General features: G+C 67.2%; 6 protein-coding genes. 4 read left to right on the top strand and 2 right to left on the bottom strand.

All coding sequences use genetic code 11. The annotated features are described in order from the left end of the window. A partial coding sequence (gene rpoB, locus ACESMY_RS22995; protein WP_372786972.1) for a DNA-directed RNA polymerase subunit beta occupies positions 1 to 2,514 on the top strand: 2,514 nt, incomplete at its 5' end. A 121-nt stretch (positions 2,515 to 2,635) separates the two neighbouring features. After that, positions 2,636 to 6,829 (top strand): DNA-directed RNA polymerase subunit beta', encoded by a 4,194-nt coding sequence (rpoC, locus tag ACESMY_RS22990; protein ID WP_372786971.1) that lies wholly within the window; start codon positions 2,636 to 2,638, stop codon positions 6,827 to 6,829. A 69-nt stretch (positions 6,830 to 6,898) separates the two neighbouring features. On the opposite strand, the gene ACESMY_RS22985 is transcribed toward rpoC, so the two are convergent. Both ACESMY_RS22985 and ACESMY_RS22980 read right to left on the bottom strand, forming a co-directional pair. Further along, entirely contained in the window at positions 6,899 to 7,558 is a 660-nt protein-coding gene (locus ACESMY_RS22985) for a hypothetical protein (protein ID WP_372786970.1), read from the bottom strand. A gap of 105 nt (positions 7,559 to 7,663) precedes the next feature. Continuing rightward, positions 7,664 to 8,380, bottom strand: coding sequence for a hypothetical protein (locus tag ACESMY_RS22980; protein WP_372786969.1), 717 nt, complete (start codon positions 8,378 to 8,380; stop codon positions 7,664 to 7,666). Positions 8,381 to 8,697: 317 nt separating this feature from the next. Between ACESMY_RS22980 and rpsL the strand changes: the two genes are divergently transcribed. Both rpsL and rpsG read left to right on the top strand, forming a co-directional pair. Further along, entirely contained in the window at positions 8,698 to 9,069 is a 372-nt protein-coding gene (gene rpsL / locus ACESMY_RS22975) for a 30S ribosomal protein S12 (RefSeq protein ID WP_293345753.1), read from the top strand. A gap of 12 nt (positions 9,070 to 9,081) precedes the next feature. After that, positions 9,082 to 9,555, top strand: a complete 474-nt coding sequence (gene rpsG / locus ACESMY_RS22970; protein WP_372786968.1) for a 30S ribosomal protein S7 — start codon at positions 9,082 to 9,084, stop codon at positions 9,553 to 9,555. Positions 9,556 to 9,694 lie beyond the last annotated feature (139 nt).

Below are 9,694 nucleotides of genomic sequence, written 5' to 3'. Positions count from 1 at the left end.
TCGCAGTTCATGGACCAGACCAACCCGCTGTCGGAAATCACCCACAAGCGCCGCCTCTCGGCGCTCGGCCCGGGCGGTCTGACGCGTGAGCGCGCGGGCTTCGAAGTCCGCGACGTGCACCCGACCCACTACGGCCGGATCTGCCCCATCGAGACGCCGGAAGGCCCGAACATCGGCCTGATCAACTCGCTGGCCACCCACGCGGTGGTCAACAAGTACGGCTTCATCGAGAGCCCCTACCGCCGGATCAAGGACGGCAAGACGACCGACGAGGTCGTCTACATGTCGGCCATGGAAGAGGCCAAGCACGTCATCGCCCAGGCCAACATCAAGCTGGAGAACGGCTCGATCGTCGACGATCTGGTCCCTGGCCGGATCAACGGCGAACCCTCGTTGCTGCCGCGCGCCGACGTCGACCTGATGGACGTTTCGCCGAAGCAGGTGGTCTCGGTCGCGGCCTCGCTGATCCCGTTCCTGGAAAACGACGACGCCAACCGCGCCCTGATGGGCTCCAACATGCAAAAGCAGGCCGTGCCGCTCATCCAGACGGATGCGCCGCTGGTCGGCACCGGCATGGAGTCGATCGTGGCGGTGGATTCCGGCGCGGTCGTGGTGGCCCGCCGCTCCGGCGTCGTCGAACAGATCGACGGCACCCGCATCGTGGTCCGCGCGACGGAAGAGACCGACCCGACCAAGCCCGGCGTCGACATCTACCGGCTGCAGAAGTTCCAGCGGTCCAACACCTCGACCTGCATCAACCAGCGTCCGCTGGTGCGCGTGGGCGACCGCATCGCGGCCGGCGACGTGGTGGCCGATGGTCCCTCGACCGACCTTGGCGAACTGGCCCTGGGGCGTAACACCCTCGTCGCCTTCATGCCCTGGAATGGCTACAACTTCGAAGACTCGATCCTGATCTCCGAGCGCATCGTGCGCGACGACATCTTCACCTCGATCCACATCGAGGAGTTCGAGGTCATGGCCCGCGACACCAAGCTGGGTCCGGAAGAGATCACCCGCGATATCCCCAACGTCGGCGAGGAAGCGCTCCGCAACCTCGACGAAGCCGGCATCGTGGCGATCGGCGCCGAAGTCCTGCCGGGCGATATCCTGGTCGGCAAGGTGACCCCCAAGGGCGAAAGCCCGATGACCCCGGAAGAGAAGCTGCTGCGCGCCATCTTCGGCGAGAAGGCCTCCGACGTCCGCGACACCTCCCTGCGCCTGCCCCCGGGCGTCGCCGGGACCATCGTCGAGGTCCGGGTGTTCAACCGGCACGGCGTCGACAAAGACGAACGCGCGCTGGCCATCGAACGGGCGGAAATCGACCGCCTGGGCAAGGACCGCGACGACGAATTCGCGATCCTGAACCGCAACATGACCTCGCGCCTGCGCACCCTGCTGGTCGCCAAGGTCGCGGTTTCCGGGCCCAAGGGCCTCGGCCGCGGCAAGATCGACGCCGACAAGCTGGAAGAGATCTCGCCCGGCCTCTGGTGGCAGATCGCGCTCGAAGACGAGAAGGCCATGGCCGAGCTGGAGGCCATGCGCCGCCAGTTCGACGAGGCCCGCAAGCGTCTCGACCGTCGTTTCGAGGACAAGGTCGACAAGCTGCAGCGCGGCGACGAGCTGCCGCCTGGCGTGATGAAGATGGTCAAGGTGTTCGTGGCGGTGAAGCGCAAGCTGCAGCCGGGCGACAAGATGGCCGGCCGTCACGGCAACAAGGGGGTCATCTCCAAGATCCTGCCGATCGAGGACATGCCCTATCTGGAAGACGGCACCCACGTCGACATCGTGCTCAACCCGCTGGGCGTGCCCAGCCGGATGAACGTCGGCCAGATCTTCGAGACCCACCTCGGCTGGGCGGCGGCTGGCCTCGGCAAACAGGTCGCGGCCCTGCTGGAGGCCTGGCAGAACGGCGGCCAACGCAAGGCGCTGATCGACTACCTGGTCGGCACCTACGGCTCCGAAGAGGAGCTGCCGGAAAGCGATGAGGAACTGCTCGAACTCGCGCAGAACCTGTCGAAGGGCATCCCGTTCGCCACCCCGGTGTTCGACGGCGCCCACATCGACGACATCGAGAACCTGCTGGAAAAGGCGGGCCTCGCCCGCTCCGGTCAGTCGTACCTCTACGACGGACAGACCGGCGAGCAGTTCAAGCGTCCGGTGACCGTCGGCTACATCTACATGCTGAAGCTGCACCACCTGGTGGACGACAAGATCCACGCCCGTTCGATCGGTCCTTACTCGCTCGTCACCCAGCAACCGCTGGGCGGCAAGGCGCAGTTCGGCGGTCAGCGCTTCGGGGAGATGGAGGTCTGGGCTCTGGAAGCCTACGGGGCCGCCTACACCCTGCAGGAGATGCTGACGGTGAAGTCCGACGACGTGGCCGGACGCACCAAGGTCTACGAGAGCATCGTCCGCGGCGACGACACCTTCGAGGCCGGCATCCCGGAAAGCTTCAACGTGCTGGTCAAGGAGATGCGCTCCCTGGGCCTCAACGTGGAGCTGGAAAACAGCTGACGCGATCCCTGGCCCTCCCTGGCCCGTTCTTGCTCGCAAGAATTCTGGCCGGGGAGGGCGGTTCGCCCTCGCTGTCTTTCCTCAATAATTTACGCGGGCAGGTCCCGCAGAAGGAATCAAGATGAACCAGGAAGTCCTGAACATCTTCAATCCGGTCCAGGCCGCTCCGACCTTCGACCAGATCCGTATCGCGCTCGCCTCGCCGGAAAAGATCCGCTCGTGGTCGTTCGGCGAGATCAAGAAGCCCGAGACCATCAACTACCGGACCTTCAAGCCGGAGCGCGATGGCCTGTTCTGCGCCCGCATCTTCGGTCCGACCAAGGACTACGAGTGCCTGTGCGGCAAGTACAAGCGCATGAAGTACAAGGGCATCATCTGCGAAAAGTGCGGCGTTGAGGTCACCCTGGCCCGCGTCCGGCGCGAGCGGATGGGCCACATCGAACTGGCCAGCCCGGTCGCCCACATCTGGTTCCTGAAGTCGCTCCCGAGCCGCATCTCGATGATGCTCGACATGGCGCTGAAGGACATCGAGCGCGTGCTCTATTTCGAGCACTACATCGTCACCGAGCCGGGCCTCACGCCCCTGAAGCAGCACTCGCTGCTCTCGGAAGACGAGTACATGCGCTTCCAGGACGAGTTCGGCGACGACAGCTTCACCGCCGAGATCGGCGCTGAGGCGGTCCAGGGCTTGCTGAAGGGCCTCGACCTCAACAAGGAGGCCGACAAGCTTCGCGAGGAGCTGGTCACCACCACCTCGGAAATGAAGCTCAAGAAGGCGTCCAAGCGCCTGAAGCTGATCGAAAGCTTCATCGAGAGCGGCAACAAGCCGGAGTGGATGATCCTGACCGTGGTGCCGGTGATCCCGCCGGAACTGCGTCCGCTCGTTCCCCTGGACGGCGGCCGTTTCGCCACCTCCGACCTGAACGACCTCTATCGCCGGGTCATCAACCGCAACAACCGCCTGAAGCGCCTGATCGAGCTGCGCGCGCCGGACATCATCATCCGCAACGAAAAGCGGATGCTGCAGGAAGCCGTCGACGCGCTGTTCGACAACGGCCGCCGCGGCCGGGTCATCACCGGCGCCAACAAGCGCCCGCTGAAGTCGCTCGCCGACATGCTGAAGGGCAAGCAGGGCCGCTTCCGCCAGAACCTGCTCGGCAAGCGCGTCGACTACTCGGGCCGCTCGGTCATCGTGGTCGGCCCCGAGCTGAAGCTGCACGAGTGCGGCCTGCCGAAGAAGATGGCCTTGGAGCTCTTCAAGCCGTTCATCTACGCGCGGCTCGACGCCAAGGGCCTCTCCGGCACCGTCAAGCAGTCCAAGCGCATGGTGGAGCGTGAGCAGCCGGCGGTGTGGGACATCCTCGACGAGGTGATCCGCGAGCACCCGGTTCTGCTGAACCGCGCGCCGACCCTGCACCGCCTGGGCATCCAGGCCTTCGAGCCGCAGCTGGTCGAGGGCAAGGCCATCCAGATCCACCCGCTGGTCTGCACCGCCTTCAACGCCGACTTCGACGGCGACCAGATGGCCGTCCACGTGCCGCTCTCGCTGGAAGCCCAGCTGGAAGCCCGCGTGCTGATGATGAGCACGAACAACATCCTGTCGCCCGCCAACGGGCGGCCGATCATCGTGCCGTCGCAGGATATCGTCCTGGGCCTCTATTACCTCTCGCTGCTGCGCGACGGGGAGCCGGGCGAAGGCAAGGCGTTCGCGGACCTCAACGAGATCGACCAGGCGCTCGACGCCGGCGTCGTCTCGCTGCACTCCAAGATCCGCGCGCGCTACAGCGAAATGGATGCCGAAGGAAACCTGGTCCAGAAGGTCATCGAGACCTCGCCGGGCCGGATGAAGATCGCGTCGCTCTTCCCGCGCCACCCGGCGGTCGGCCACCGGCTTCTTGAGAAGAACCTCACGAAGAAGGAAATCGCCAACCTGATCGACATCGTCTACCGGCACTGCGGCCAGAAGGCGACGGTGATCTTCGCCGACCAGATCATGGCTCTGGGCTTCCGCGAGGCGGCCAAGGCCGGCATCTCCTTCGGCAAGGACGACATCGTCATCCCGCAGCGCAAGGCGCCGATCGTCGCCGAGACCCGCAAGCTGGTGGAAGAGTACGAGCAGCAATACGCCGACGGCCTGATCACCAAGGGCGAGAAGTACAACAAGGTCGTCGATGCGTGGGCCAAGGCCACCGACCGCGTCGCCGACGAGATGATGGCCGAGGTCTCCACAGCGGAGAAGGACGCCAGCGGCCGTGAAGGCGAGATCAACTCGATCTTCATGATGTCGAACTCCGGCGCCCGGGGTTCGCAGGCTCAGATGAAGCAGCTCGGCGGCATGCGCGGCCTGATGGCCAAGCCGTCCGGCGAGATCATCGAGACGCCGATCATCTCGAACTTCAAGGAAGGCCTGACCGTCCAGGAGTACTTCAACTCCACCCACGGCGCCCGTAAGGGCCTGGCCGACACCGCGCTGAAGACCGCCAACTCCGGCTATCTGACGCGCCGTCTGGTCGACGTGGCGCAGGACTGCATCATCACCGAGGAAGACTGCGGCACCACGCGGGGCATCACCCTGCGCGCCGTGGTCGAAGGCGGCGACGTGCTGGTCTCGCTGGGCCTTCGGATCCTTGGCCGCTTCGCCGCGGAAGACATCAAGAACCCGAACACCGGCGAAGTGGTCGTGCCGGCCGACACCTACCTGAACGAAAACATGTGCGACCTCGTCGAGGGCGCGGCCGTCCAGTCGGTGAAGATCCGCTCGGTCCTGACCTGCGAGACCAAGGTCGGCGTCTGCGGCGCCTGCTACGGCCGCGACCTGGCCCGCGGGACCCCGGTCAACATCGGTGAAGCGGTCGGCGTCATCGCCGCCCAATCCATCGGCGAACCCGGCACCCAGCTGACCATGCGGACCTTCCACATCGGGGGCACCGCCCAGGTGGCCGAGCAGTCGTTCTTCGAAAGCGCCAACGACGGCGTGGTGAAGATCGTCGGCGGCAACACGGTGGTGAACGCCCAGGGCCACCTGATCGGCATGAGCCGCAACCTCGCCTTGACCGTCCAGGTCGATGGCAAGGACCGCGAAGCCTACAAGCCCCCCTACGGCGCGCGCCTGCGCGTCAAGGACGGCGAGAAGGTCAAGCGCGGCCAGCGTCTGGCCGAATGGGACCCCTACACCACCCCGATCATCACCGAAGTCGGCGGCAAGGTGCGGTTCGAGGACCTGGTGGAGAACATGTCGGTCCGCGAGGAAGCCGACGAAGCCACCGGGATCACCAACCGCGTGGTCATCGACTGGCGCGCCCACACCAAGGGCTCGGACCTGCGTCCGGCCATGGCGGTGATCGGCGAGGACGGCGCCTACATGCGCATCTCCAACGGCGGCGAGGCGCGTTACCTCCTGCCGGCCGGCGCGGTTCTGTCGATCGGCGACGGCGACGAGGTGAAGCCCGGCGAAGTCATGGCGCGGATCCCCACGGAAAGCGCCAAGACGCGGGACATCACCGGCGGTCTGCCGCGGGTGGCCGAGCTCTTCGAAGCCCGCCGTCCGAAGGACTGCGCGGTGATCGCCGAGATGGACGGCCGGGTCGAGTTCGGGCGCGACTACAAGAACAAGCGCCGGATCAAGATCACCCCGGAAGACGGCGGCGAAGCGGTCGAGTTCCTGATCCCCAAGGGCAAGCACATCGCCGTCCACGACGGCGACGTGATCCGCAAGGGCGAGTACCTGATCGACGGCAATCCCGACCCGCACGACATCCTGCGGATCCTCGGGATCGAGGCCCTGGCCGACTTCCTGGTGAACGAGATCCAGGAGGTCTACCGACTGCAGGGCGTGCCGATCAACGACAAGCACATCGAGACCATCGTCCGCCAGATGCTGCAGAAGGTGGAGATCCTCGAGCCCGGCGACACCGGCCTGCTGAAGGGCGACCACCTCGACAAGATCGAAGTCGACGAGGAAAGCGCCAAGACCGAGACCCGCGGCGGCCGTCCGGCGATCACCCAGCCGGTGCTGCTGGGGATCACCAAGGCGTCCCTGCAGACCCGCAGCTTCATCTCGGCGGCCTCCTTCCAGGAGACCACCCGGGTGCTCACCGAGGCTTCCGTCCAGGGCAAGGTCGACACCCTGGAAGGGCTGAAGGAGAACGTGATCGTGGGCCGCCTGATCCCGGCGGGCACGGGCTCGTATCTGCGGAACCTCCAGCGCATCGCCGCCAAGCGCGACGAAGCCCTGACCGCCAGCCGCGAAGAGGCCATGGAGCCGCTTCCGGAGGTGATCGCCGTCGAGGCGGAGGCCGAGAAGGTCGAGTCCTAGGACCAGCGCTGCAGTCCAAACCTACCGAACGGCCCGGGAGCGATCCCGGGCCGTTTTGGCGTCGGGGCTTCAGTTCGGGATCGTGACCTTGGCGGCAGGCCTGTCGTTGCCAAGATTGGCGCCCATGTCCTCGGCGGTCTGGCCGGGCCTGTCTTCCTTGCCCAGGCCGCTGGGGACCGTGCCGCGCTTGTAGCGGTAGTCGTCGTCCTTCTTCTGGGCGGCGGCATCCAGAAGGCGCTGCTTGTCGCCTGCCAGGCCGAGCCCAAGGAAGGGAGCTGACTTCGCGCCCTTGCCGAACTTCTCGTTGCAGAGGTCGCGCTCGGCCTTGGTCAGGCCGACCGCGTCCGGGTTGGAACAGCCCGGCGCGCCCTGGCGCAGCGCGGTGCGGACGTCGCCCTTGGGGCCCTCGGGCTGAGGCGCGGGATGGATCACCACGGGGCCGGGGCGCGGCGCGGCGGGCGCCGGGGCCGGCGGCGTGGGCGGGGCGATGGGCGCAGGGGTCACATCCGGCGGCACGAACCGCTGCGGACGCCGGTGCAGCCGGATCGGCGCGGGCTGGGCCAGCCGGCCGGCGGCGGGCGGTGGCGTATGGGGCAGGATCAGGATGGGGATGATCGCTTCCGGCGGCCCGCGTTCCTGGACCAGCATGGACAGCGTCGGCCGTTGCAACAGCACGACGACCGCCACCGCCAGGTGGGCGATGGTCGAGGCCACGACGGCCCAAGTCATTCGGCGGCGTCTCGCCGTCACCATCCGCGCGGTCGTCCCTCGCCAGCGTGATTTCACAGGTAGGCGCGCGCGCGGCGATTTCGTGGCGCGGCCTGCTCTGGCTCACTATGGGGGCAGGGGACCCAGTTTGGGAGCGGCGCGCTTGCTGGGCTTGTGCTCGATGGGGCCGTAGGCGCTCAGCCCCGCGCCGCCGACCGCCGGTTCGCCGTCGTAGTCGGCGGGCTCCGGCGCGGTGCGGGCGGTCGGCGCCGCCCGCTCGGCGGCTGCCCTCTGGGCCAGTTTCGCCGCGCCTGCCTGGTCGAGCAGGGCGCGCTTGTCGGCCGAGAGGACCGGCGGCAGATAGGCCGCCTCGCGCGCGCCGCGGCCCAGCCGCTCCAGGCAGTTGGCGCGGTCGTCCGGGGTCAGGCCCGCCATCCGGGCCTCGGAGCAGCCCAGCGTGGTCCGCAGCGTGGCGCGCACCGGATCGGCCGGCGGCGCGGGCTGCAGCGAGGGCCGCAGCGCGACCGGCGCGGGGGCTTGCACGGGCGCTTCGGCGGGCTTGGCGCTCGGCGTGACCAGGGGCGCGACGGGCGGGGCGTCCGGCAGGTTGCGCTGCTGGCGGCGATGCAGCTGGATCGGCGCGGGCTTCGCGCCGGCCCCGGCCAGGGGCGGCGGGGTGCGGGGCAGGATCAAGAGCGGGATGATCGCTTCCGGCGGGCCGCCAGGCTCGGCCGGAATGCGCAAGGTCGGCTTCTGAAGGAGGACAGCGATCAGCAGGCCCAGGTGGGCGGCGATGGAGGCTGCGACCGCCCAGGAGGTTCGGCCGCGCCGCACCAGCTTCATCCGAACTCCGCGCCCTCCGTCAGCTCGGCCGTAGAGAGCCCGGACCCCGCGGCGATTTCGTGGCTGAAAACCGGCGGCCGCCGCGACGCCGCCGCAGGGGGCCGCAAACGTTGACGCGCAGGCGCTTCCCGACTATGTAGCGCGCTCTTTCGAGGCCGGGATTCGTCCCTGTCCCGATGAACCTCGTCCGTCGGAACGCACGCCAAGCGCGTCCCGGCGGGTTTTTGCGTTCAGCGGGTGGCTTCGAGACCGCTAACCAGGACCTTAACTGAGGCGCTTCGGCCAAACGGCACACGCCTCCACGCAAGCGAGATTAGATGCCGACAGTCAACCAGCTCATTCGCAAGCCGCGCCAGGACAAGCCCTCGCGGAACAAGGTCCCGGCCCTGAAGGGCTGCCCGCAGCGCCGCGGCGTCTGCACCCGGGTCTATACGACGACCCCGAAGAAGCCGAACTCCGCCCTGCGGAAGGTCGCCAAGGTGCGCCTGACCACGGGCATCGAGGCGGTGTGCTACATCCCCGGCGAAGGCCACAACCTGCAGGAGCACTCCGTGGTGCTGATCCGCGGCGGCCGTGTGAAGGACCTTCCCGGCGTCCGCTACCACATCCTTCGCGGTGTGCTCGATACGCAAGGCGTCAAGGACCGCCGCCAGCGTCGTTCGCTCTACGGCGCCAAGCGTCCGAAGTAAGGAAGAAGAAGAATGTCCCGCCGCCGCCGCGCAGAGAAACGCCAAGTCCTTCCCGACCCGAAGTTCGGGGACCTGGTGGTCAGCAAGTTCATGAACATGGTGATGTACGAAGGCAAAAAAGCCGTCGCCGAGAACATCCTCTATGGCGCCTTCGACATCCTGGAAGCCAAGCGCAAGGACCTGGGCCCGCTGGAAACCTTCCACTCGGCTCTGGAAAACGTCGCGCCCGCGATCGAGGTGAAGTCCCGCCGGGTCGGCGGCGCCACCTATCAGGTGCCGATGGAAGTTCGTCCGGAGCGCCGCCGCGCGCTCGCGATCCGCTGGATCGTCGCCGCCGCCCGCAAGCGCGGTGAGAACACCATGACCGAGAAGCTCGCCGGCGAGCTGCTCGACGCTTCCTCCAACCGCGGCGCCGCGGTGAAGAAGCGGGAGGACACCCACAAGATGGCCGAGGCCAACCGGGCGTTCTCGCACTACCGCTGGTAAGCCCACCTAGACTGAGCTTTCCGGCGCGGGCGGTTTGAGATAAACCTCCCCCCCCCAGGAAGTATGCCCCCACGCAAACACCACCACAACCCCACACGTTAAAAAGGAAAGACAAAACACCGCCCCGACTCAAAAAAAT

Origin of the sequence: Phenylobacterium sp., from assembly GCF_041691455.1 — a bacterium.
Taxonomy (GTDB): Bacteria; Pseudomonadota; Alphaproteobacteria; order Caulobacterales; family Caulobacteraceae; genus Phenylobacterium.
This window is presented reverse-complemented; position numbering and strand designations above follow the sequence as displayed.